The organism is Klenkia soli, from assembly GCF_900103975.1.
Taxonomy (GTDB): Bacteria; Actinomycetota; Actinomycetes; order Mycobacteriales; family Geodermatophilaceae; genus Klenkia; species Klenkia soli.
The window spans coordinates 209,597-231,991 of sequence record NZ_FNIR01000002.1 but is presented as its reverse complement, the minus strand read 5'-3'; the positions used below and the strand labels follow the sequence as shown (position 1 = coordinate 231,991).

Genomic DNA, 22,395 nt, shown 5'->3' with positions numbered 1-22,395 from the left:
GCAGGTCTGCGGGGAGCGGTCGCTCTCGTGCGCTGGGCGGCTGTCCCGGGCATCCGTGCGCTCCTAGCGTCGACCTCGAACGTGGTCCAGGGCACACCGCGCCCGGGCCGACGACCTGCCGAGGAGCCCCGCGTGACGACCACCGACGACCGTCCCACCCAGCGCGCCAACGAGCGACTGGGCCTGGCCCCGACCGACCCCCGGCCGCCGGCCGAGACCAAGCCGCTGGCCGACCGCACCACGACCAACCCGCTGTTCAACGACCAGGGCATGAAGCTGGGCCTGTTCGGCACCAACTGCTCCTACGGGCTGATCATGAGCCACGCGGCCAGCAGCTACGAGATCACCTGGGAGCACACCAAGGCGATCGCGCAGAAGGCCGACCGGCTGGGCTTCGAGGCGATGATCCCGGTCGCGCGGTGGAAGGGCTTCGGCGGCTCGACCAACTTCAACGGCAACTGCTTCGAGACCTACACCTGGGCCGCGGGCCTGGCCGAGGCCACCGAGAACATCGCGATCGCCGCGACCTCGCACCTGCCGACCATGCACCCGATCGTCTCGGCCAAGCAGGCCACCACGATCGACCACATCTCCGGCGGGCGGTTCGCGCTCAACCTGGTCATGGGCTGGGTGACCCCCGAGATGGAGATGTTCGGCCGCGAGCAGCGCGAGCACGACGAGCGCTACGCCTTCGGCCAGGAGTGGCTGGACTTCGCCTTCAAGCTGTGGGCCGAGGAGGGCAGCTTCGACGTCGACGGGAAGTACTTCCACGGCATGGACGTCGAGGCCTACCCCAAGCCCGTGCAGGGCCCCCGCCCGGCGCTGATCAACGCCGGCAACTCCCCGGCCGGCATCGAGTTCTCCGCCCGCAACGTCGACGTCAACTTCGCCTCGCTCGACACCCTCGAGAACGTGAAGACCTACACCTCGACGCTGAAGGAGAAGGCGAAGAGCGAGCACCAGCGGGCCATCCAGACCATGACCTACGGGCTCATCGTCTGCCGCGACACCGAGGCCGAGGCCAAGGCCGCGTTCCAGGACGTGATCGACGAGGGCGACTGGGGCGCCGCCGGCAACGTCATCAAGATCGCCAGCTCGGGCGCGTCGCAGTCCTTCGACCACGTCGTGAAGGAGTACCAGGAGCGCTTCATCGCCGGCTGGGGCGGCTACCCGATCGTCGGGACGCCGGAGCAGGTCGCCGAGGAGCTGGTGAAGCTCAACCAGGCCGGCATGGACGGGATGATCATGGGCCTCATCGACCCGCTCGAGGAGCTCGGGATGTTCGAGAGCGACATCCTCCCGCTGCTGGTGCAGGCCGGCGTCCGCCACTGAGGAAGGACCCCGTCACCGGTGGCCGGGACCGACGCCGTCGGTCCCGGCCACCGGTGCGTCAGGGTTCGACGGTGACCTTGATGGCGGTGCCGGCCTTGACGATGTCGAAGGCCTCCAGCGCGCGGTCGAGCGGGATGTGCTGGGTGATGAGGTCCTTGACCGGCACCTGCCCGGTGGAGATGTACTCCAGCGCGCGCTTGTTGTGCTCGGGGGCCGAGCCGTTGGCGCCGTGGATGTGCAGCTGGCGGTAGTGCACGACGTTGGAGTCGCAGGTGATCGTCGGGTTGGTCTTGGGCAGCCCGCCGAAGAAGGAGATGCGGCCGTTGCGGGCGGCCATGGCGATGGCCTGCTCCTGCGTGACGTTCGCGGCGGTCGCGGTGATGACGACGTCGGCCCCGCGGCCGCCGGTCAGCTCCATGACCCGCTCGACGACGTCGACCTCGGCCCCGTTGATGACCTCGTCGGGCTGCACGGCGTCGGCGCTCATCTGCAGCCGCTCGGCGTTGACGTCGACCAGGAAGACCTTGCCCACCTTGTGCACGCCGCGGGCGATGCGGATGTGCATGCAGCCGATCGGGCCGGCGCCGAAGACGACCAGGGTGTCGCCCTCCTCGATGCCCAGCAGCTCCTGGGCGTTGATCGCGCAGGCGAAGGGCTCGGCGGCCGAGGCCTCGTCGTAGCCGACGTTGTCCGGGATGAGGTTGAGGCCGTCGACCTTGAGCACCTGCTGCGGCACGATCATGTACTCGGCGAAGCCGCCGTCGTACTGGTAGCCGATCGAGGTCTGGTTCTGGCAGACCGCCATCCAGCCCTTGCGGCACTCGTGGCACTCCCCGCACGGCACGGCGGCGATGACCTGCACGCGGTCCCCGGCGGCCCAGCTGCTGCCGTAGGTGCTGTTGACGTCGGCGCCGACCTCGACGACCTCGCCGGCGATCTCGTGGCCGATGGTGCGCGGCGGGGAGAGGTTCTGGTGCCCGTTGTGGAAGATCTTGACGTCGGTGCCGCAGGTGGAGCAGTTCTTCACCTTGAGCTTGACCTCACCCGGCCCGCACTCGGGCTCCGGGACGTCCTCGAGACGGACGTCCTCGGGGGCGTAGAAACGCAGGGCCTTCATGTGTCCTCCACGGGTGCTGGTGGGTCGGCGTCCGCCGTCCTGGATCGCCCGGCTGTGCCCGGGATCACCCTAGTAGCGGCAGCTCTTGCATCGAATCGTACGCATCCGGGCCCGCACTGGTGCCCGAAGAGGGCTTGACCGGGCGCGAAACGGCGTATACAAACTGATTCACAGATTCGTGACAGCTGTCACAGACTGTGCCTACGATCCGTTCCACAGCCGTCCCGCTACCGGGTGCGGCCCCCGTCCAGAAGAAGGTCCTCGATGGCCAGCTCGACAGAGACCGCCTCCCGCGGTGGTGCCCGGCTGCACGTGCAGCGCTTCGGCACGTTCCTCTCCAACATGGTGCTGCCCAACATCGGCGCGTTCATCGCCTGGGGCTTGATCACCGCCCTGTTCATCCAGACCGGCTGGGTGAAGCTCATCGGCGACGCCTTCGGCTACGACGGCGGCTACGGCTTCGTCTCGGTGCTCGGCGGGTGGAAGGACGCCGACGGCGTCCTCCTCGACGCGAACGGCAACGTCGGGATCGTCGGCCCGATGATCACCTACCTGCTGCCGCTGCTGATCGGCTACACCGGCGGCCGGATGATGTACAACGACTCGCTGCGCGGCGGCGTGGTCGGTGCCATCGCCACCATGGGTGCCATCACCGGCGCCAGCGTCCCGATGTTCCTGGGCGCCATGGTCATGGGCCCGCTCGGCGGCTGGTCGATGAAGAAGCTCGACGCGCTCTGGGCGCACAAGATCCGCCCCGGCTTCGAGATGCTGGTCAACAACTTCTCCGCCGGCATCTGGGGCGGCATCCTGGCCGTCGTCGGCTTCGTCGTCGCCGGGCCGTTCGTGCAGGGCTTCAGCAACCTGGCCAGCAACGTCGTCGACTTCCTGGTCGAGCGGAACCTGCTGCCGCTGACCTCGATCTTCATCGAGCCGGCCAAGATCCTCTTCCTGAACAACGCCATCAACCAGGGCATCCTGACCCCGCTGGGCACCACCGCGGCGCAGACCGACGGCAAGTCGATCCTGTTCCTGCTCGAGGCCAACCCCGGCCCGGGCCTGGGCCTGCTGCTGGCGTTCGCGGTCTTCGGCCGCGGCGCGGCGAAGTCCTCGGCCCCCGGCGCGATCCTGATCCAGTTCATCGGCGGCATCCACGAGATCTACTTCCCGTACGTGCTGGCCAAGCCGAAGCTGATCGCCGCGGTGATCCTGGGCGGCATGGCCGGCGTGGCCACCAACGTCGCGTTCGGCTCGGGCCTGCGCTCCCCGGCCTCGCCCGGTTCGATCATCGCCGTCTGGGCCTCCTCGCCGCCGAGCAGCCTGCTGGGCGTCACCGCCTCGGTGGTCGTCGCCGCCGGCGTCTGCTTCCTGGTCGCGTCCTTCCTGCTCAAGATCGACAAGAGCACGGACGACGGCGACCTGGCCGCGGCCACCGCGCAGATGGAGGCCAACAAGGGCAAGAAGTCCTCGGTGTCGGGCATGCTCGCCGGCTCCGGTGCGGCTGCTTCCGGCCCGATCCGGTCGATCGTGTTCGCCTGCGACGCCGGCATGGGCTCCTCGGCCATGGGCGCCTCGGTGCTGCGCAAGAAGGTGCACGGCGCCGGCTTCACCGACGTCACCGTGGTGAACAAGGCCATCAGCAACCTGACCGACGACGTCGACCTGGTGGTCAGCCACCAGGACCTCACCGACCGGGCCCGGCAGAAGACCCCCTCCGCGACCCACGTCTCGGTCGAGAACTTCATGTCCAGCCCGCGCTACGACGAGATCGTCGACCTGCTCCAGCAGCAGAACGGCGCCGGAGCCGGCGCATCGGCCCCGGCGGCTGCCGGCGGCGGTGTCGACAGCGGCCTGCTGGCCCGCGAGTCGATCGTCCTGGACGCCAGCGGCAGCCGGGACGACGCCATCACCCGGGCCGGTGAGCTGCTGGTCGCCGCCGGCGCCGTCGAGTCCTCCTACGTGCAGGCCATGCACGAGCGGGAGACCTCGGTGTCGACCTACATGGGCAACCTGCTGGCCATCCCGCACGGCACGAACGAGGCCAAGGGCGCCATCCGGCGGTCGGCGATCTCCTTCGTCCGGTTCCCGCAGCAGGTCGACTGGAACGGCAAGCCGGTCGAGTTCGTGATCGGCATCGCCGGCGCCGGCGACGACCACCTGAAGCTGCTCGGCCGGATCGCCGAGATCTTCACCGACGAGTCGCAGGTCGCGCGCCTGTCGGCGGCCCGCAGTGCCGACGACGTCCTCGCCGTCCTGGGGGCCATGCAGCCCGCCTGATCCGCAGCACCCGCACCACCGCGGCCCCGGTTCCTCGGAACCGGGGCCGCGCTGCGTCGGGCACCATGGCGCCGTGCCCGCACCGCTCACCGTCGTCACCGGGGGGAGCCGCGGGATCGGGGCGGCCACCGTCGCCGCCCTCGCCCGCGCCGGGCACGACGTGGTCGTGGGCTACCGCGCCGACGCCGACGCCGCTGCCCGGGTGGTCGCCGACGCCGAGTCCGCGGGCGTCCGGGCCGTCGCGGCGCGAGCCGACGTCGCCGAGCCGGACGACGTCGACCGGCTGTTCGACACCGAGCTGGGCACCCCGACCGGGCTGGTGGCCAACGCGGGCCTCACCGCCCACCTCGGCGACCTGGCCGACACCCCGGTGGACGTCGTCCGCACCGTGCTGGACGTCAACCTGCTGGGCGCCGTGCTCTGCTGCCGGCGGGCCGCGCAGGTCATGTCCACCGACCGGGGCGGGGCCGGCGGGGCGATCGTCTGCGTGTCGTCCTCGGCGGCCACCCTGGGGTCGGCCCACGAGTACGTGCACTACGCCGCGGCCAAGGCCGGGGTCGACGCCCTGGTGGTCGGGTTGGCGAAGGAGCTGGCCGCGAGCGGTGTGCGGGTGAACGGCGTCGCGCCGGGGCTGGTACGCACCGGCATCCACGCCGGTGCCGGGGACGCCGGTCGGCTGGACCGCGTGACCGCCCGGGTGCCCATGGGCCGCCCCGGGGAACCCGACGAGATCGCCCCCGCCGTCGTCTGGCTGCTGGGCCCCGACGCGGGCTACGTCAGCGGCACCGTCCTGCGGGTGGCCGGCGGCCTGTAGGGGTTGCGGGACGTTGCACAGCAGATGTCCAGCGTGACCGGGGTCACCACAGGTCAACGAATGCGTTTATGGTCACATCGGCACCTGACACCCGGTGCCACCAGGCCGAGCGAAGCAGGAGCAACGATGCCCACCACCACCCGCGCCTCGATCATCCGTCAGTCCCCCGGCGAGTACGAGACCGTCACCCTCGAGCTCGACGACCCGCGCAAGGGCGAGGTCCAGGTCAAGCTGGCCGCGTCGGGCCTGTGCCACTCCGACGACCACCTGCAGACCGGCGACCTCCAGGTCATGACCTACCCCTTCTGCGGCGGTCACGAGGGCTCCGGCGTCGTCACCAAGGTCGGCCCGGACACCCCCGGGTTCGAGGAGGGCGACCACGTCGTCTTCTCCTTCGTCCCCTCCTGCGGTCAGTGCATGGCCTGTCGCCGCGGCGACTTCAACCTCTGCGACAAGGGCGCCCTGCTGCTCGTCGGCTCGCGCGCCGACGACGCCGAGGACTTCCGCATGAAGCTCGACGGCGAGAACGTCGGCCAGATGTGCGGCATCTCGACCTTCTCCGAGTACACGACCGCCGACGTCGCCTCCGTCATCAAGATCGACAAGGACATCCCGCTCAAGTCCGCCGCCCTGGTCGGCTGCGGGGTGCCCACCGGGTTCGGCACCGCGGTCAAGGCCGGCGGGGTGAAGCCCGGTGACGTCGTGATCGTCATGGGCATCGGCGGCATCGGCATCAACGCCGTCCAGGGTGCGGCGCACGCCGGCGCGACGAACGTCATCGCCGTCGACCCGGTCCCGTTCAAGCGCGAGATGGCGCAGGAGTTCGGCGCCACCGACGTGTTCGAGAACATGGAGCAGGCCACCGAGTTCGCCCAGTCGATCACCCAGGGCCAGGGCGCCGACGTCTGCCTGATCACCGTCGGTGTGCTGAAGCCGGAGCACCCGGCCCAGGGCCTCGCCTCGATCCGCAAGGGCGGCACCGTGGTGGCCACCGGGCTGGGCGCCATGACCGACATGGCCCCGATCTCGATGTTCGACCTGACCCTGATGCAGAAGCGGCTGCAGGGCGCGATCATCGGTGCCCAGTCGCCGCACTCGGACATCCCGAAGCTGCTGCGCATGTACCAGGCCGGTCAGCTCAAGCTCGACGAGCTGATCACCAAGGAGTACACCCTCGACCAGGTCACCGAGGCCTACAAGGACATGCACGACGGCAAGAACATCCGCGGCGTCATCGTCTTCGACTGACGGGACGGCCGCCGTCCGCTACCTGGCGTAGCGGGCGGCGGCCTTCTCGCGGGCGCGCGCGGCCAGCACCTCGCGGTCGCGCGGCGGGGCGCTGGTGGTGAGGTCCTCGAGCAGGTGCCTGGTCGCGTGCGCGATCTCCGCCACCGCCCGGTCGAAGGCCTCCTGGTTGGCCTGCGACGGCTTGACCGACCCGCTGACCTTGCGCACGAACTGCAGCGCGGCGGCGTCGACCTCGTCGGGGGTCGTGGCCGGAGCGAGGTTGTGCAGGACCCTGATGTTGCGGCACATGGCCGCCACGCTAGGCCCGCGACGGGGCCTCAGGCCAGGGCGAACTCGGCCGGGGCCACCGCCGTGGACACCGCGCCGCCCTTGGCCAGCGCCCGGCTGATGACCAGCCGCTGGATCTGGTTGGTGCCCTCGAAGATCTGCATGACCTTGGCCTCGCGCATGTACCGCTCGACCGGGAAGTCGCGCGTGTACCCGAACCCGCCGAGCACCTGGACGGCGTCGGTGGTCACCTTCATCGCGTTGTCGGTCGCGACCAGCTTGGCGATGGACGCCTGCCGGGAGTACGGCAGGCCGGCGTCCTTGAGCCGGGCGGCGTGCAGCGTCATGGCCCGGGCCGTCTCGACCGCGGCGGCCATGTCGGCCAGCACGAAGGCCAGACCCTGGTGCTCGATGATCGGCACCCCGAAGGTCTCGCGCTCCTTCGCGTAGGCCAGCGCGTCGTCCAGCGCCCCCTGGGCCAGCCCGACCGCGACCGCGGCGATGCCCAGCCGGCCGGCGTCCAGACCGGCCAGCGCGATGGGCAGCCCCTCGCCCTCGTCGCCCAGGCGTCGGTCGGCGTCGACCCGCACACCCTCGAAGCGCATGAGCGCGGTGGTCGAGCCGGTGAGGCCCATCTTCCGCTCGGCGGGGTCGGCGACCAGGCCCGCGCTGTCGGCGGGCACCAGGAAGCAGGAGATGCCGCGCGAGCGGTGGTCCGACGTGCGGGCCATGACCTTGTAGAAGTCGGCCTGCCCGCCGTGGGTGGTCCAGGCCTTCTCGCCGGTCAGCACGTACGCGTCGCCGTCCCGGACGGCGGTCGTGCGCATGGCGGCCGGGTCGGACCCGGCGTGCGGCTCGGAGAGGCAGTAGGCACCCAGCAGCTCGCCGCCCAGCATGTCCGGCAGCAACCGCTGCTTCTGCTCGTCGGTGCCCTTCGTGGCCAGGCCGAAGCAGGACAGCCCGTGCACGCTGACCCCCACCCCGACGCTGGCCCAGACGGCGGCGATCTCCTCGAGCACCTGCAGGTAGACCTCGTAGGGCTGCCCGCCGCCGCCGTACTCCTCGCCGTAGGGCAGGCCCAGCAGGCCGGCCCGGCCCAGGGTGCGGAAGACCTCGCGGGGGAACTGCTCGTCGGCCTCGGCGGCGGCCACCTTCGGCGCCAGCTCCTCCTGCGCGATCTCCCGGGTCAGGGCGAGGAGGTCGGCGGCCTCCTGGGTGGGGACCAGACGCTGGACCGGCATGACGGGCACCTCTCATCAGTACTGCAGGACGGCGTTCCGTACTGAAGATAGCCTGGACGACGTGACGACGGCCAGAGCGGCGACCCGCGGACCCGCGCGCCGCGAAGCGGTGCTCGACGACCTGGTCGAGCTGTTCCTCGCCGAGGGCTTCGCCGTGTTCACCCTCGACGAGCTGGCCCGCCGGCTGCACTGCTCCAAGTCCACGCTCTACGCCGTGGCCGGCAGCAAGGAGCAGCTGGTGGTGGCCGCGGTCCGCCGGTTCTTCGCCCGGGCCACGGTGGCAGTGGAGTCGCGGGCCGCCGAACCCGCCGGAGCCGGCGACCGGATCGAGGCCTACCTGCTGGCGGTGAGCGAGCAGCTGCGCCCGGCCGGCCCCGCCTTCTTCGCCGACCTGGCCGCCTTCCCGCCGGCGGCCGAGGTCTACGCCCGCAACACCCGCACGGCGGCCCGGCGGGTGCAGGAGCTGGTCAGCGCGGGGGTCGCAGCCGGCACCCTGCGGCCGGCGCACGCCTCCTTCGTCGGGGCGGCGGTCACCGAGGTCATGTCGGCCATCCACGCCGGCCGGATCGCCGCGGCCACCGACCTGGACGACGCCGCGGCCTACGCCGAGCTCGCCGCCCTCGTCGTCGCCGGCCTGCACCGCTCCTGACCTGCCACCACCCGGCACGGGGTCGAGCGGCGGGCGGGGGTGACACGGAACGGGCGGCGGGTAAGGTGAGGCTTACCGATCATGGCCCCCTCGGGGCCGCCGCCCGCCTGCCCAGGAGACGCCCGTGCCCGAGCGGACCGCGCAGGCCCCGCCGGCCGTCGCCCGGCGCACCGACGTGGAGCTCGCGGCGCAGGCCCAGCAGGAGCAGCGCCGGCGCGGGCTGCTGCACGGCCCGGCCACCCGCATCGGCGGGCTGTGGCTGCTGCTGGCTCTCGCGGTGGTGGCCTGCGCGCTGAGCATCGCCGTCGGCACCCGGTCGATCGGGCTGGGCACCGTCTGGCAGGCGCTCACCGACCCGGGGTTCACCGGCGACGACGCCGTGGTCATCCGCGAGCTGCGCATCCCCCGCACGCTGCTCGGCATCCTGGTCGGGCTCTCGCTGGGGGTGGCCGGCGCCCTGATGCAGGGCCACACCCGCAACCCGCTGGGCGACCCCGGGCTGCTCGGGGTCGCCGCCGGCGCCTCGGCCGCCGTCGTCGGGGCGATCTTCCTGCTCGGCATCACCACCCCGTCGGGCTACGTCTGGTTCGCCTTCGCCGGCGCCCTGCTGGGCTCGGTGGCGGTCTTCGCCATCGGTTCCAGCGGCCGCGGCGGCGCCACCCCGGTCAGCCTCGCGCTGGCCGGTTCGGCCATCTCGGCCCTGCTCTACGCACTGGTCCGGGCGGTGCTGGTCAGCGACCAGCAGACCCTGGACAGCTTCCGGTTCTGGGTGGTCGGTTCGCTGAGCGGGCGGGACGCCACCATCGCCTGGCAGGTGCTGCCGTTCATCGCGGTCGGGCTGCTCCTCGCGATGGTCAACGCGCCGGCGCTGAACCTGCTCGGCCTGGGTGAGGACGTCGCCCGTGGTCTGGGCCAGCACGTGCTGCTCGCCCGGGTCGTCGGCATCACCTCGATCACCCTGCTCACCGGTGCGGCCACCGCGGCCTGCGGGCCGATCGGCTTCGTGGGCCTCGTCGTCCCGCACATCGCCCGCGCCGTGACCGGACCCGACCACCGCTGGCTGGTGCCCTACTCCGGGTTGCTCGGCGTGGTGCTGCTGCTGGTGGCCGACGTCGTGGGCCGGGTCGTCGTACGGCCCGGCGAGCTGCAGGTCGGCATCGTGCTGGCCCTGGTCGGCGCCCCGTTCTTCATCGCGCTGGTCCGCCGCCGGAAGCTGTCCGCCCTGTGAGCACCACCATCACCACCCGCGGGCCGGGTGTCCGCACCGACCGCCGACGGGTCGTGCGCATCGGCCCGGTCTCGGGCGTCGTGCGCACGCGCCAGCTGCTGCTCCCGGTCGTGGCGCTGGTCGCCCTGGTGCTGGTGAGCGCCGTCAGCCTCGGCCGGGGCGACTACCCGATCGGGCTGGCCGACGTGCTGCGGACGCTGGTCGGCATCGGCGACCCCACCCAGCAGTTCGTCGTCACCCAGCTCCGGGCGCCGCGCATCGTCGTCGGCGTCCTCGTCGGTCTGGCCCTGGGGCTCTCCGGGGCGCTGATCCAGACCTTCGCCCGCAACCCGCTGGCCTCCCCCGACACGCTGGGCATCAACGCCGGCGCCTCGGCAGCGGCGGTCGCGGTGATCGTCGTCGGCGGCGGGACCAGCGGGGCGGCCCAGCTGCTGGGCGGGCTCGGCCTGCCGGTGGCCGCGCTCGTCGGCGGGCTGCTCACCGCACTGCTGATCTTCGGCCTCGCCTGGCGCAAGGGGGTCGACGGCTACCGGCTGGTCCTCGTGGGCGTCGGGCTCTCCTCCGTCGGGTTCGCCGCCGTCGACTGGTTGATCACCCGGTCGACCATCACCGACGCCGCCGCCGCGACGGTCTGGCTGACCGGCTCGCTGAACGCCCGCACCTGGGACCAGGCCTGGCCGCTGGGCCTGGTGCTGGTGGTCCTGGTGCCGGTCGCCCTGGCCTGCTCGCGGCAGCTCGGCGTCCTGCAGTTCGGCGAGGACACCGCCCGCGCGCTCGGCGTCCGGGTCGGGGCCGCCCAGGCCGTGGTCGTGCTGGTCGCGGTCGCGCTCGCCGCGGTCTCGGTGGCCGCAGCCGGACCCATCCAGTTCGTCGCCCTCGTCGTCCCGCAGGTCGCCGTCCGGCTCGCGGGGGGCTCGCGCCCGCCGCTGCTGGCCTCGGCGCTGCTGGGCGCCGTGCTGGTGGTCGGTTCCGACCTGCTCGCCCGCACCGTCCTGCCCGTCGCCCTGCCGGTCGGCATCGTGACCGCCGTCGTCGGGGCCCCGTACCTGCTGTGGCTGCTCGTCCGTGGCCGCCGCGCCCTATCGTGAGGACACCGCGATGACCGCCACGCTGACCAAGCCCCAGCTCGACGAGGCCGGTGCACCCCGGGTGCGGCTGGCCGCCGAGCAGGTGCGGCTGGCCTACGGCGAGAACGTGGTCGTCGACGGGCTCGACCTCGCGCTGACCGACGGCTCGTTCACCGCGATCGTGGGCCCGAACGGCTGCGGCAAGTCCACGCTGCTGCGCGCGCTGGGCCGGCTGCTGCGGCCCACGTCGGGCCAGGTGGTGCTCGACGGCAAGCCGATCGCCAGGACCTCCACCCGCGAGGTGGCCAAGGTGCTGGGCATGCTGCCGCAGACCCCGATCGCCCCCGAGGGGCTCACGGTGGCCGACCTGGTGGCCCGCGGCCGGCACCCGCACCAGTCGTGGCTGCGCCAGTGGTCCCGGGACGACGAGGACGTCGTGGCCGAGGCGCTGAGCTGGACCGACATGGCCGAGTTCGCCGACCGGCCGGTGGACGCGCTCTCGGGCGGGCAGCGGCAGCGGGCCTGGATCTCGATGGCGCTGGCCCAGGGCACCGACCTGCTGCTGCTCGACGAGCCGACCACCTACCTCGACCTGTCCCACCAGATCGACGTGCTGGAGCTGGTCGAGCGGCTGCACACCGAGCGCGGCCGCACGGTCGCCGTCGTGCTGCACGACCTCAACCTGGCCGCGCGCTACGCCCGCCGGCTGGTCGCCATGAAGGACGGCGTGCTGGTCGCCTCGGGCACCCCGGCCGAGGTGCTCACCGAGGAGCTGCTGGCCGAGGTGTTCGACCTCGAGGCCCGGGTCATCCCCGACCCGGTGTCCGGCACGCCGATGGTCGTCCCGGTGCGTCGCCTGCGCTGAGGCAAGCCTCCGTTTGGTGGCGGCGCCGGCGCACCCGTGCCACGGTGCTGGCATGACCAGCACCCAGCAGCTGCCCCAGGTCCAGGACTGCTCCGTGAGCAGTTGTTCCTACAACGCCGACGCCGGCTGCCACGCCGGGGCCATCACCATCGGCGGCGACCACGCCCACTGCGGCACGTTCGTCGAGATCTCGTTCCGCTCGGGCATCGAGCGCACCGGGGTCGTCGGCGCCTGCCACCGCACCGACTGCTCGCACAACGAGAAGCTCGAGTGCACCGCGGCCTCGGTCCAGGTCGGCTCGGCCGCCGACAAGGCCGACTGCCTCACCTACTCGGCGCGCTGACCTACCCGGCCAGCAGGGCGGTGAGGTCGGGGAGCTCCTCGAGCTCGACCTGACCGGTCGCGTCGACCCGCAGCGCGGCGTCGGCGACGGCCAGCACCGCCACCGGGTCGTCGTCGTCCACCACGACCGTGGCGCCGGCGCCGGCGAGGTCCTCGAGCGCCGAGAGCACCACCCGGCGGTCCGCCGAGCCCAACCCGGCGGTCAGCCGCTCGACCAGCACGATCCTCGCCTGCCCGGCGGCCCGGACGACGTCCAGCCGGTCCTGCAGCGGGTCGCCCGGCTCGACGCCGATGCGGGCCACCCGCAGGCCACCGTGCCCGCCGGCGCAGCGCGCCGAGCCCTCGTCGAGCGCGGCGCAGACCTGCGCGCGCACGGCGGCCGGGCCCAGCAGGGCGACGACGCTGGCGACGGGGAGCTTGAGCGGCACGGACGGACCTCCAGGACAGGGTGGTGAGGTCAGGCTAACCTGACCTCACCACCGCTGTCGAGGATCAGTCCTTCGGCTCCGACGGCCGACCGGCGACCAGCGGCGACTCCTCGGGCCGGGGCAGCGGCGAGCCCACGTCCTCGGTCGACGACCCCCGGGGACGCCGGGCCGCCACGGTGCGGCTGGGCGTGGGCCCGTCGGCCACGCCGTCGCCGTCCTCGTCCGGGGCGTGCTGGACGCTGAGGACGAAGTCGTCCCCGTGGGTCTGCAGCCCGTGCACGACGGCCTGCTCGACCGCCTCGGTGGCCACCACGCCGCGCAGCATCATCGGGTCGCTGCGCAGGTCCTTGGCCAGCGAGACCGCCAGGCCGATCATCACGAACACGAACGGCAGCGCCACGATGATCGTGAGGTTCTGCAAGCCGGTCAGCCCGGCGTCGCCGCCGATGAGCAGCATGATCGCCGCCACCGACCCCATGACGACGCCCCAGAACACGACGACCCACCTCGAGGGCTCGAGCGTGCCGCGCTGGCTCAGCGAGCCCATCACGATGGAGGCGGCGTCGGCGCCGGAGACGAAGAAGATGCCCACGAGCACCATGACCAGCACCGTGGCGACGGTGGCCAGCGGGTACTGCTGCAGGACGCCGAACAGCTGGCCCTCGGAGGTGGCCTGCCCGGCGATGTCGGCGCCGTTCTGCTGCGCGGCGATCCCGGCCCCGCCGAAGACGGCGAACCAGACCAGGCTGACCGCGCTGGGCACCAGCAGCACGCCGGTGACGAACTGCCGGATGGTGCGGCCGCGGCTGATCCGGGCGATGAACAGCCCGACGAACGGGGTCCAGCTGATCCACCAGGCCCAGTAGAAGACGGTGTAGCCCTGCAGCCAGGTGGCCATGGCGTCGCCGCCGGAGGCCTCGGTGCGGGCGGCCATCTCGCCGAGCTCGGAGAAGTAGCTGCCCAGCGCCGTCGGGATGAGGTTGAGGATCAGCACGGTCGGGCCGACGACGAACACGAAGACGGCCAGCACCAGGGCCAGCACCATGTTGGTGTTGGACAGCCACTGGATGCCGCGCGAGATGCCCGAGACCGCCGAGGCGACGAAGGCCATGGTCAGCACGGCGATGATGACGACCAGCACGCCGTTGCCGACGTCCCCGGCCCAGCCGAGGATCTCGACGCCGGAGCCGATCTGCAGGGCACCGAGGCCCAGCGAGGCGGCCGAGCCGAACAGCGTGGCGAAGATGGCGAGGACGTCGATGACCTTGCCGGCCGGCCCGCTGGTGCGGCGCTCGCCCAGCAGCGGGGCGAACGCGGCGCTGATCAGAGAAGAGCGGCCGCGGCGGAAGGTGCCGTAGGCGATGGCCAGGCCGACGACGGCGTAGATGGCCCACGGGTGCAGCGTCCAGTGGAAGAGCGTGGTGGCCATCGCGACGGAGACGGCGTCGGCGCTCTCGCCTTCGACCGTGCCCGGGGGCGGCGAGGTGTAGTGCGCCAGCGGCTCGGCGACGCCGAAGAACATCAGGCCGATGCCCATGCCGGCGCTGAACATCATCGCGATCCACGAGACGGTCGTGAACTCCGGCCCCTCGTCGTCGCGGCCCAGCGGTATGCGGCCGTAGCGCGAGGCGGCCAGCCAGATCACGTAGACGACGAAGCCCGACGCCGCGAGCACGAAGAACCAGCCCAGGTTCGACTCGATCCAGCCCAGCGCGGACGAGCTCGCCGAGCCCAGCCCCAACGGGCTGGCGAAGCCCCAGACGACGAAGCCCAGGGCGAGGGCCGCGGCGACACCGAAGACGACGGTGTCCAGGTGGCCCTTCTGGTCCGCGGGCGCCGGGGGCGGCGCGGCGATGGCGGGGTGCTCGCCGGTGCCCGGAGGTTCGTCGCCGGGGTCACCGGCGGTGGGGTTCGGTCGGGGTGCTGTGGTGGTCACGATCGGGTGCGGCGCACGGGTCTGAGCGCCCCTCCATCCGGGCTCGGGAACAGGTCACGGCCGGCGTCCCCGCAGGTGGGACGACCACGGCCGACTCCCCACCGTCCGCCCCACCTGCCCCACAGCGCAAACCGGGAGGGCCCACAGCAACCCTTTCGTGACACGTCTCGCGCCCCGCCCCGGGGTCGGGACGGGGCGCGGGAGGTGCGCTGCGGAGGCGGGTCAGCCGGCCAGGGCGGCCTGGATCTGGGGCACCAGGAGGTCCAGCGCGTAGGGCACGCTGAGCACGTCGTTGTAGGCCACGGCGCCGCCGCCGGTCAGCGGGTCGACGTAGAGCACGTGGCCGGACTGCACGGCCGGGATGGCGCTGAACACCGGGTCGGCGGCCAGCTCGGCGCGGGTCTGGTCGATGTCGTAGAGGCCGATGGCGACCACCAGGTCGGCGTCCAGCAGCTGGGCCTGCTCGGCCGAGACGGTGACGAAGAAGCTGTCGCCGGCGTCCAGGTCGGCGATGCCCGGGGTCAGCTCGAAGCCCAGGTCGGTGAAGAACTGGGTGCGGGTGTCGCCCTCGACGTAGGCGGAGTAGCCGCCGCTGCCGTCGGTGGCGGGCAGGGTGACCACGACGGTCTTCCCGGCGAAGTCCGGGTTGGCCGCGGCGGCGTCGGTGAAGGCCTGGTCGACGCCGTCGACGAGCTGCTGCGCCTGGTCCTCCTTGCCCAGCGCCTTGCCGATGGTCAGCGTCGCGTCGTCCCGGTCGACCAGGTAGGCGGTCGAGTCGGCGGGGCGGGCCAGCACGGGGACGACGGCCGAGAGCTGGTCGTACTCGTCCTGCTCGATGCCGCTGCTGACCGCGACCACGAGGTCGGGCTGCAGCGCGAGCACCTGCTCGACGCTCGGTGCACCGTCGGCGACCGGGAAGACCTGCATCTCGGTGTCGCCGGCGGCGTCCTCGGCCCACGGACCCAGGCCCGGCACGGCGGCGTCGGGGAAGGAGACGAACTCCTGGAAGGCCACGGGCTGCACGTCGAGGGCGAGCAGGGTGTCGACGTCGGTGTAGCCGATGACGACGATCCGCTGCGGCTCGGACTCGATGGTGGTCTCGCCGAAGGCGTTCTCGATCGTCACCGGGAAGGCGCTGCCGCCGGACCCGCCCGAGGCGCCGGCCTCGTCCGAGGAGGTGGACGAGCCACCGCAGGCGGTGAGGGTGAGCGCGGCCGCCGCGGTGAGCGCGGCGAGGGTGGTGCGGCGGGACATGGGTTTCCTCAGCTGTCGACGGTCGGTAAGGCAAGCCTCACCTGAGACCGGCCCCCAGGACAACTCCTCGGTCACGCCGAGACCGGATCGTGATGCGTTCAACCACCCAGCTCGCCCAGCAGGGCCGCCCGGATCGCCGGCCGGGAGCCGAACACCAGCAGGAACAGGGCCTCCCGGGTCAGCCGCTCGGCGGGGTGCCCGCGCGACACCGACCGGCTGCCCACGGCCACCGCCAGCAGGCCCGCGGCGCGGTGGGCCAGGGCGGCGGCCGCGGCTCGGGCAGCCGGCAGGCCATCGGGTCCGGCGGCGTCCAGCCGTGCCCGGACGGCGGCGACGTCGACCTCGAGCGCCGGGAGCTCGCCCAGCCGGGCGCACCGGGCCGCGACGCCCAGCGCCAGCGACCCGTTGGTGCGCAGGTTGCCCGGGTCGGCGGCCTGCCACTCCGCCAGCGGCACCGACCGCACCAGCCGGGACGCCGGGACGACGTGCCCGCGCACCCGAAGCTCCACCGTGGCGCTGGCCTGCACCGCCACCAACCGCTGCGGCACCACCTCCAGCGTGGGACCGGCCTGCGCGTCGACCAGCAGGAGGTGCACGACGTCGTCCGGCGTCCGGGCCGCGACCAGCAGGACGTCGACGTGGCCCCACCCGGTCACCCACGGCACCCCGCCGTCCAGCACGAACGACGTGGCCTCCCGACGTGCGGTGATCGCCACCGGCTCCGGTCGGGTGGCGGCCAGCAGCGCGATCCCCGAGCGCACCCGCCCGGTGCACAGGTCGGCCAGGAACTCCCCGGCCAGCGGCGACCCGGCCACCATCGCCGGCACGGTGAGGTGCTGCAGCCAGATGAACGTGACGGACAGGTCACCCCCGGCCAGCGCCTCGGCGACGGCGTGCACGGTCGGCGGGTCGGCCGCCAGCCCGCCGTGCGACGCCGGTCCGGTCAACCCGTACAGCCCCTCCGCAGCCAGGGTGTCCAGCGCGGCGCCGGGGAGGACGCCGTCGGCGTCCACCCCCGTCGCGGCGGGGAACAGCAGGTCGTCGGCGAGGGCCCGCGCGCGGGCGACGATGTCGGACACCCGGCCATGCTGCGCCACAGCTCCGCGCGGCACACTGGGGCGCGATGGACGTCCTCGCGATCGCCCCGCTGGGCAACCTGGCCGACTGGGTCCGGGGCCGCGGTCTGGCCGTGCTGCTGATCATCCTCGGCTCGGTGCTGCTGGCCCGGCTGGTCACCTGGATCGGCGGCAAGGTCACCGCCCGGATCGACGCCAGCGCGGGCGGCGGCGACGCCCTCGTGCGCTCGGAGGCCGCCAAGCACCGGCACTCGCTGACCCAGGTGCTGCAGTGGGTCGCCGTCGTCGTGATCTACACCGTCGCCACCGTCACCGTGCTCTCGACGCTGGGCCTGCCCGTGACCAGCCTGGTCGCGCCGGCCACCGTGCTCGGCGTGGGCCTGGGCTTCGGCGCCCAGCGGGTCGTGCAGGACGTCCTCGCCGGCTTCTTCCTGATCACCGAGCGGCAGTACGGGTTCGGCGACGTCGTCTCGATCAACCTGGCCGGCGGCATCGCGCCGGCCGAGGGCACCGTCGAGGACGTCACCCTGCGCATCACCCGCATGCGGTCGGTCGACGGCGAGGTGGTGATCATCCCGAACGGCCAGATCACCAAGGTCGTGAACCTCTCCCGCGACTGGGCCCGGGCGGTCATCGACGTCCCGGTGCCGGCGTCGACCGACGTCACGCACGTGCAGGAGGTCCTGCGCGAGGTCGGCGAGCAGGCCTTCGCCGACGAGGAGCTGGCCAAGCTGCTGCTCGACGTCCCGAGCGTCATGGGCGTGACCAGCCTGGGCCTGGACGAGGTCAACGTGCGGATCGTGGCGCGCACCCTGCCGGGCAAGCAGTTCGACGTCGGCCGCGACCTGCGCTCGCGGATCGCGCTGGCGTTCCGCCGCGAGGGCATCGTCGTCCAGCCGCACCTGCCCGAGGACGCCCCCGACCGCGAGGTGACCTCGTGACCGAACCCGAGACCGGCCGCCAGCCGACCACCCCGGTGCCCACCGTCGATGCCACCGAGCCCACATCGACGGGGCCGACCGTCACCGCCGAGCCCTCGACCCGCCGCTCGCGGATCTGGCCGCGCCGGGCGCCCGCACGGATCGGCCGGGCGCGCACCTCCACCGTCGTCCTCGCGGTGCTGTTCGTCGGCCTGTTCTTCGCGTGGGAGCCCTCGCTGATGTCGACGTCGCTGAGCGACCCGGCGCCGGTGACCACCGAGCAGCCGGCCACCACCACCGAGCCCCCGGCGCCCACGACGACGGGCACCACGGAGCCGGCGCCCACCACCACGACCGGGACGACGACGCCGGCGCCCACCTCGACGTCCCGCCCGACCACCACGGCGCCGTCGACCACCTCGGAGTCCGGGGCGTCCAGCAGCACCCCGGCCCCGACCACCACCTCGCCGGCGGCCCCCACGACCACCACGCCCCGGACGACGGACGCCCCCACCTCGGCGGCCCCCACGAGCTGACCCGCGGGTCAGAGGTCGCCGGTGTACGACCCGAGCGCCGCCGTGCGGGTGGACCCGTCGGCGAAGGCGACCTCGACCGCGGTGGTGCCGTCGGGGAACGGGGCCACCGCGGCTCCGCCGGCCACCGGGAAGGTGCCCAGCCGCCCGCCGTCCTCGTCCAGCGCGGTCACCTGCACCGCCCCGTCGGGGACGGCGACGACCAGCGAGGTCACCGTGCCGCGCCCGCCGTCCCCGCTCACGGCCGTCCGCATCGCGACCACCAGGTCGGTGGGCGCACCGGCGGGGAAGAGCTGGAGGACGTCCACCCCGCCCCCGTATCCGCCGTCACCCAGGTCACGCAGGTCGGTCCCCTGGACCAGCATCGCCCCCGACGGCAGGGTCGCGACGAGGACCGTGGCGTAGGTGGGGTCGTCGTCCGGCCCGGGGATCGCGCCGGACCACACCACCTGGAACCCGACCTCCGCGATCGACAACCCCGTCGTGCCGAGCAGCTCGGCGGCGTGCACCTGGTCCATCAGGTCGGCCCCGGGGACCGACCCGCGGGGGTGGTCGATCGGGATGACCGGGACCTCGGCGTCGTCCTGCCGGCCGAGCTGGTCGGGCGACTGCCGCTGCACCACGATGCCGTCGCGGGTGACCCGGTACTGCCCGGCCGTGCGGTAGCCCCCCACGTCGCCGACCGGCAGGGCGCCCACGCCCAGCCCGTCGGCGGCGCCGACGTCGGTCCACGTGCGCGTGACCGTCGCGTCGGCGGCGATGTCGGGCCGGTCGGACAGCGCGATCTCGTCCCCGGGGGCGGCGAGGACGACGACGGTGCCCGTGGCCGGGTCGGACAACGACTGCACCTGGTCGGTCGGCAGACCGCGCGGGTAGGTCACGGGGGCCAGCTGGTCCGCGGCGGCACCGACCGGACCCACGAACCAGACGCCGGCGACGCCGCTCATGGCCCCCAGGTCGGTCTGCTGCTCGGCGGGCAGCGTGGACGGCGTCGGGTTCTCCCCCACCACCAGAGCCCAGCGCCCGCCCGGGACGTCCCCGGCGAAGGCCACCCGCCGGGTGGCGACCGGCGCGTCCGGGGCGTCCTCCGGGGTCGTCCCCGGCACGACCCAGGGCTGCTGCACCAGCGCGTCGAGGAATGCCCGGTCCCCGGCCAGCGACCCGCGGGGCGCGAGGCCCAGCACGTCGACCTCGGGGACGACGGGGGTCGCCGTCGTGGGCGGGTCGGTGCGCAGGGCCGCGATGCCGACGGGCACCGCGGTCACCACCACCGCGACCGCCACCCCCGCGGCCGCGATCCCGATGCGCCGCCGACGCCTGCGCCGACCGGTCTCGCGGAGCCCGGCGGCCAGCACCCGGTGCGGCACCACGGGGTGGCCGAGGTCGTCGGCGGCGCGGTGCAGGGCGGTCCGGACGTCGTCCTCGGTCGTCATCGCTTGTCCTCCAGCAGGTCGTCGGCGGGTAGACGGGTGCGCAGCCGGGCCAGTCCCCGGGAGGTCTGGCTCTTGACCGTGCCGACCGAGCAGCGCAGGACCTCGGCGGTGGCCGCCTCGGAGAGGTCCTCGTAGAACCGCAGGACGAGCACGGCCCGCATGCGGGGTGGGAGCTGCCGGAGGGCGACCCACAGGTCGAGCCGGTCGGCCGGGCCGGCGTCCTCGCGCCACGAGTCGGGCGGGAAGGCGAGCACCTGCTCGCGGGAGGAGAACCGCCGCGCCCACCCGGTCTGGGTGGTCACCAGCACCCGGCGGACGTAGCCCACCGGGTCCTCGCGGTCGGCCAGCCGGTCCCACCGCCGGTAGGTCTCCAGCAGCGCGGTCTGCAGCAGGTCCTCGGCGAGCGCGCGGTCCCCGGTCAGCAGGTGCGCGGTGCGCAGCAGCCCGCCGTAGCGCCGCCGGACGAACGCGTCGAACTCCGCGTCCAGCTCGTCCCCCACCCGTTCCCCCTCGCCGCCGTCCCTGCAGTGAAGACGCGGTGACGGCCCCGGAAGGTTGCCAGCGGCGGGGGCGAGCCGGTCGCACGCCTCAGAACGAGGTGATCACCGTGACGCCGGGGGTGCGGCCGACGTCCACCAGCGCGGCGCCGGCGTCGGCCAGCCCGATCTCACGGGTGACCAGGTCCTGCGGGCGCAGCCGGCCGGCGGCGATCATCGACAGCATGGCCGGGTAGTCGGTCGCCGCCATGCCGTGGCTGCCCAGGACGGCCAGCTCGCGGGCCACCACCAGCTCCATCGGGATCACGGGGCGCCCCTGCGCGGGTGGCAGCAGGCCCACCTGCACGTGCCGGCCGCGCGGGCGCAGCGAGCGGATCGAGGCCTCGCAGGTGGCCGGTGACCCCAGGCAGTCCAGCGCGACGTGCGCCCCGCCCCCGGTCAGGTCGACGACGCCGTTGGCCGAGTCCAGCACGTGCTCGGCGCCCATCGAGGCCGCCAGCTCGCGCGCCCCCGGGGAGGGGTCGACGGCGACCACCCGTGCGCCGACCGCCACGGCCACCTGGACGGCGGACAGCCCGACCCCGCCGCAGCCGACCACCACCACCCACTCCCCCGGCGCGGCCCGGCCGACCCCGGTGACCGCGCGGAAGGCGGTCGCGTACCGGCAGCCCAGCGCGGCCGCGGTCGCCACCGGGAGGTCGTCGGGGAGCGCGACCAGGTTGACGTCGGCGGCGTCCAGGGCGACCAGCTGCGCGAACGAGCCCCAGTGGGTGAACCCCGGCTGCGTCTGGCGCAGGCAGACCTGCCCGGCGCCCTCGCGGCACGGCGGGCAGCTGCCGCAGGCGCACACGAAGGGCGCCGTCACCCGGTCGCCCACCGACCAGCCGCGCACGCGCTCACCGACGGCGGCCACCACCCCGGCCAGCTCGTGCCCCGGCACGTGCGGCAGGACGACGTCCTCGTCGTGGCCGGACCAGGCGTGCCAGTCGCTGCGGCAGACCCCGCTGGCGCCCACCTCGACCACCACGCCGTCCGGCGCCGGGGCCGGGTCGGCGACCTCGCGGACGGTCAGCGGACCACCGAACTCCTCGAACACCAGGGCGCGCACGCCCTGAGGATGTCAGGCGGGGAGCTGGCGCTGCTGGGCGTCGGCGCGGGCGCGCGCGGCCCGGGCGCGGGCCTCGAGCGCGGCCGCCTCGGCCTCGGCGGCCTCGGCCTCGAGGTCGCGGGCGACGCCCGGGGCGGGGGTCGCCGCCGCGGCGCGGGCGTCGTCGTCCTTCATGCCGCCCATCTCGCCCTTGAAGATCCGCAGCGACCGGCCCAGCGACCGGGAGGCGTCGGGCAGCTTCTTGTAGCCGAACAGCACGAACACGGCCAGGATGATCAGGCCGATCTCGGGTGCACCCAGGTTCATGACCCCACGGTGCACCAGCCACCTGTGGGTCTGCTGAACATCAGCCGTCGACGAAGCGGCGGAGCAACCGGGCCAGCTCGGCGCGTTCGTCGGCGGGGATGCGGGCGAGCGCGGCGCGGGCGTCGGCGGCCCGGGCGGCCGCCACCTCGGCCATCACCCGGGCACCTGTGTCGGTGGCCCGCACCAGCACGGCTCGCCGATCGGTCGGGTCGGGCACCCGTTCGACCAGCTCCCGTGCGGCCAGACCGTCGACGACCTCGGTGGCCGAGCGCGGGGCGATCCGCAGCGCCTCCGCCAGCCCGGACAACCGCAGGCCGTCGCCGGAGCGCCCGACCACCATCAGCGCGCGGGCCTGGTGCGGCGACAGGTCCCACGGCTCGAGCACCTCGCGCCAGCGGCCGCGCAGCGAGCGGGCCGCGCGGACGATCAGCTCGCCCAGGTCGTCGTCGGGGGTCGGCAC

Annotated in this window: 23 protein-coding genes; 11 read left to right on the top strand and 12 right to left on the bottom strand. The window is 73.5% G+C overall.

From position 1 onward, the window contains the following. Positions 1–132 precede the first annotated feature (132 nt). On the top strand, positions 133–1,332 hold the full coding sequence (locus BLS67_RS04005) for an LLM class flavin-dependent oxidoreductase (protein WP_207500246.1): 1,200 nt from the start codon (positions 133–135) through the stop codon (positions 1,330–1,332). A 58-nt stretch (positions 1,333–1,390) separates the two neighbouring features. Here the strand turns inward: BLS67_RS04005 and BLS67_RS04000 are convergent, their stop codons facing one another. Continuing rightward, positions 1,391–2,449, bottom strand: coding sequence for a zinc-dependent dehydrogenase (locus BLS67_RS04000; RefSeq protein ID WP_091240109.1), 1,059 nt, complete (start codon positions 2,447–2,449; stop codon positions 1,391–1,393). A gap of 264 nt (positions 2,450–2,713) precedes the next feature. On the opposite strand from BLS67_RS04000, the gene BLS67_RS03995 reads away from it, so the two are divergent. From BLS67_RS03995 to BLS67_RS03985, 3 genes are all read left to right on the top strand, one after another. Beyond that, positions 2,714–4,723, top strand: coding sequence for a PTS mannitol transporter subunit IICBA (locus BLS67_RS03995; RefSeq protein WP_091240106.1), 2,010 nt, complete (start codon positions 2,714–2,716; stop codon positions 4,721–4,723). Between the two features lie 73 nt (positions 4,724–4,796). Beyond that, positions 4,797–5,537: an SDR family oxidoreductase gene (locus BLS67_RS03990; RefSeq protein ID WP_091240102.1), complete on the top strand. Its 741-nt coding sequence runs from the start codon at positions 4,797–4,799 to the stop codon at positions 5,535–5,537. Between the two features lie 126 nt (positions 5,538–5,663). After that, positions 5,664–6,785: an NDMA-dependent alcohol dehydrogenase gene (locus BLS67_RS03985; protein WP_091240099.1), complete on the top strand. Its 1,122-nt coding sequence runs from the start codon at positions 5,664–5,666 to the stop codon at positions 6,783–6,785. Positions 6,786–6,803: 18 nt separating this feature from the next. Here the strand turns inward: BLS67_RS03985 and BLS67_RS03980 are convergent, their stop codons facing one another. Both BLS67_RS03980 and BLS67_RS03975 read right to left on the bottom strand, forming a co-directional pair. Beyond that, positions 6,804–7,073, bottom strand: a complete 270-nt coding sequence (locus BLS67_RS03980) for a DUF2277 domain-containing protein (protein WP_091240095.1) — start codon at positions 7,071–7,073, stop codon at positions 6,804–6,806. Positions 7,074–7,102: 29 nt separating this feature from the next. After that, positions 7,103–8,293: an acyl-CoA dehydrogenase family protein gene (locus tag BLS67_RS03975; protein ID WP_091240674.1), complete on the bottom strand. Its 1,191-nt coding sequence runs from the start codon at positions 8,291–8,293 to the stop codon at positions 7,103–7,105. Between the two features lie 61 nt (positions 8,294–8,354). Here BLS67_RS03975 and BLS67_RS03970 point away from each other — a divergent pair, with 61 nt between their 5' ends. From BLS67_RS03970 to BLS67_RS03950, 5 genes are all read left to right on the top strand, one after another. Then, complete coding sequence (locus tag BLS67_RS03970; protein ID WP_242653812.1) at positions 8,355–8,942, top strand: TetR/AcrR family transcriptional regulator; 588 nt, start codon at positions 8,355–8,357, stop codon at positions 8,940–8,942. 124 nt (positions 8,943–9,066) lie between these two features. Beyond that, entirely contained in the window at positions 9,067–10,170 is a 1,104-nt protein-coding gene (locus BLS67_RS24025) for a FecCD family ABC transporter permease (RefSeq protein ID WP_091240089.1), read from the top strand. Next, positions 10,167–11,258, top strand: coding sequence for a FecCD family ABC transporter permease (locus BLS67_RS03960; protein ID WP_242653811.1), 1,092 nt, complete (start codon positions 10,167–10,169; stop codon positions 11,256–11,258). The genes BLS67_RS24025 and BLS67_RS03960 overlap by 4 nt, the downstream gene beginning before the upstream one ends. A gap of 10 nt (positions 11,259–11,268) precedes the next feature. Further along, entirely contained in the window at positions 11,269–12,102 is an 834-nt protein-coding gene (locus BLS67_RS03955) for an ABC transporter ATP-binding protein (RefSeq protein WP_091240086.1), read from the top strand. A gap of 52 nt (positions 12,103–12,154) precedes the next feature. Next, positions 12,155–12,445: a DUF1540 domain-containing protein gene (locus BLS67_RS03950; protein WP_091240084.1), complete on the top strand. Its 291-nt coding sequence runs from the start codon at positions 12,155–12,157 to the stop codon at positions 12,443–12,445. Position 12,446: 1 nt separating this feature from the next. On the opposite strand, the gene BLS67_RS03945 is transcribed toward BLS67_RS03950, so the two are convergent. From BLS67_RS03945 to BLS67_RS03930, 4 genes are all read right to left on the bottom strand, one after another. Further along, entirely contained in the window at positions 12,447–12,872 is a 426-nt protein-coding gene (locus tag BLS67_RS03945; RefSeq protein WP_091240081.1) for a hypothetical protein, read from the bottom strand. Between the two features lie 64 nt (positions 12,873–12,936). Further along, the gene (locus BLS67_RS03940; protein ID WP_207500245.1) at positions 12,937–14,808 is read right to left on the bottom strand and encodes a BCCT family transporter; all 1,872 of its coding nucleotides are present in this window, start codon (positions 14,806–14,808) and stop codon (positions 12,937–12,939) included. 222 nt (positions 14,809–15,030) lie between these two features. Then, on the bottom strand, positions 15,031–16,062 hold the full coding sequence (locus BLS67_RS03935) for an iron-siderophore ABC transporter substrate-binding protein (protein ID WP_091240075.1): 1,032 nt from the start codon (positions 16,060–16,062) through the stop codon (positions 15,031–15,033). Positions 16,063–16,160: 98 nt separating this feature from the next. Then, positions 16,161–17,141, bottom strand: a complete 981-nt coding sequence (locus BLS67_RS03930) for an acyl-CoA dehydrogenase family protein (protein WP_091240667.1) — start codon at positions 17,139–17,141, stop codon at positions 16,161–16,163. A gap of 44 nt (positions 17,142–17,185) precedes the next feature. On the opposite strand from BLS67_RS03930, the gene BLS67_RS03925 reads away from it, so the two are divergent. Both BLS67_RS03925 and BLS67_RS23665 read left to right on the top strand, forming a co-directional pair. Continuing rightward, positions 17,186–18,079: a mechanosensitive ion channel family protein gene (locus tag BLS67_RS03925; protein WP_091240071.1), complete on the top strand. Its 894-nt coding sequence runs from the start codon at positions 17,186–17,188 to the stop codon at positions 18,077–18,079. Further along, on the top strand, positions 18,076–18,594 hold the full coding sequence (locus tag BLS67_RS23665; RefSeq protein ID WP_091240067.1) for an Rv3103c transmembrane domain-containing protein: 519 nt from the start codon (positions 18,076–18,078) through the stop codon (positions 18,592–18,594). Before BLS67_RS03925 ends, BLS67_RS23665 begins: the two co-directional genes overlap by 4 nt. Positions 18,595–18,602: 8 nt before the next feature. Here the strand turns inward: BLS67_RS23665 and BLS67_RS03915 are convergent, their stop codons facing one another. The 5 genes from BLS67_RS03915 to BLS67_RS03895 form a co-directional block, all read right to left on the bottom strand. Further along, positions 18,603–20,024: a hypothetical protein gene (locus BLS67_RS03915; protein WP_091240064.1), complete on the bottom strand. Its 1,422-nt coding sequence runs from the start codon at positions 20,022–20,024 to the stop codon at positions 18,603–18,605. Then, positions 20,021–20,524 (bottom strand): SigE family RNA polymerase sigma factor, encoded by a 504-nt coding sequence (locus tag BLS67_RS03910; RefSeq protein WP_091240060.1) that lies wholly within the window; start codon positions 20,522–20,524, stop codon positions 20,021–20,023. The genes BLS67_RS03915 and BLS67_RS03910 overlap by 4 nt, the downstream gene beginning before the upstream one ends. 88 nt (positions 20,525–20,612) lie before the next feature. Beyond that, a complete protein-coding gene (locus BLS67_RS03905) occupies positions 20,613–21,629 on the bottom strand; it encodes a zinc-binding dehydrogenase (RefSeq protein ID WP_091240057.1) in 1,017 nt (338 codons plus the stop codon). A gap of 12 nt (positions 21,630–21,641) precedes the next feature. Continuing rightward, the gene (tatA, locus tag BLS67_RS03900) at positions 21,642–21,935 is read right to left on the bottom strand and encodes a Sec-independent protein translocase subunit TatA (RefSeq protein ID WP_091240053.1); all 294 of its coding nucleotides are present in this window, start codon (positions 21,933–21,935) and stop codon (positions 21,642–21,644) included. Between the two features lie 40 nt (positions 21,936–21,975). After that, the gene (locus tag BLS67_RS03895; RefSeq protein WP_091240049.1) at positions 21,976–22,395 is read right to left on the bottom strand and encodes a MarR family winged helix-turn-helix transcriptional regulator; all 420 of its coding nucleotides are present in this window, start codon (positions 22,393–22,395) and stop codon (positions 21,976–21,978) included.

Excerpts from the sequence above, each read along its gene's own strand:
- BLS67_RS03955 (WP_091240086.1), top strand. The coding sequence starts at position 11,269 with ATGACCGCCACGCTGACCAAGCCCCAGCTCGACGAGGCCGGTGCACCC.
- BLS67_RS03995 (WP_091240106.1), top strand. The coding sequence starts at position 2,714 with ATGGCCAGCTCGACAGAGACCGCCTCCCGCGGTGGTGCCCGGCTGCAC.
- BLS67_RS03950 (WP_091240084.1), top strand. The coding sequence starts at position 12,155 with ATGACCAGCACCCAGCAGCTGCCCCAGGTCCAGGACTGCTCCGTGAGC.
- BLS67_RS03915 (WP_091240064.1), bottom strand. The coding sequence starts at position 20,024 with ATGACGACCGAGGACGACGTCCGGACCGCCCTGCACCGCGCCGCCGAC.
- BLS67_RS03980 (WP_091240095.1), bottom strand. The coding sequence starts at position 7,073 with ATGTGCCGCAACATCAGGGTCCTGCACAACCTCGCTCCGGCCACGACC.
- BLS67_RS03925 (WP_091240071.1), top strand. The coding sequence starts at position 17,186 with ATGGACGTCCTCGCGATCGCCCCGCTGGGCAACCTGGCCGACTGGGTC.
- BLS67_RS03975 (WP_091240674.1), bottom strand. The coding sequence starts at position 8,293 with ATGCCGGTCCAGCGTCTGGTCCCCACCCAGGAGGCCGCCGACCTCCTC.
- BLS67_RS04000 (WP_091240109.1), bottom strand. The coding sequence starts at position 2,449 with ATGAAGGCCCTGCGTTTCTACGCCCCCGAGGACGTCCGTCTCGAGGAC.
- BLS67_RS03935 (WP_091240075.1), bottom strand. The coding sequence starts at position 16,062 with ATGTCCCGCCGCACCACCCTCGCCGCGCTCACCGCGGCGGCCGCGCTC.
- tatA (WP_091240053.1), bottom strand. The coding sequence starts at position 21,935 with ATGAACCTGGGTGCACCCGAGATCGGCCTGATCATCCTGGCCGTGTTC.
- BLS67_RS03985 (WP_091240099.1), top strand. The coding sequence starts at position 5,664 with ATGCCCACCACCACCCGCGCCTCGATCATCCGTCAGTCCCCCGGCGAG.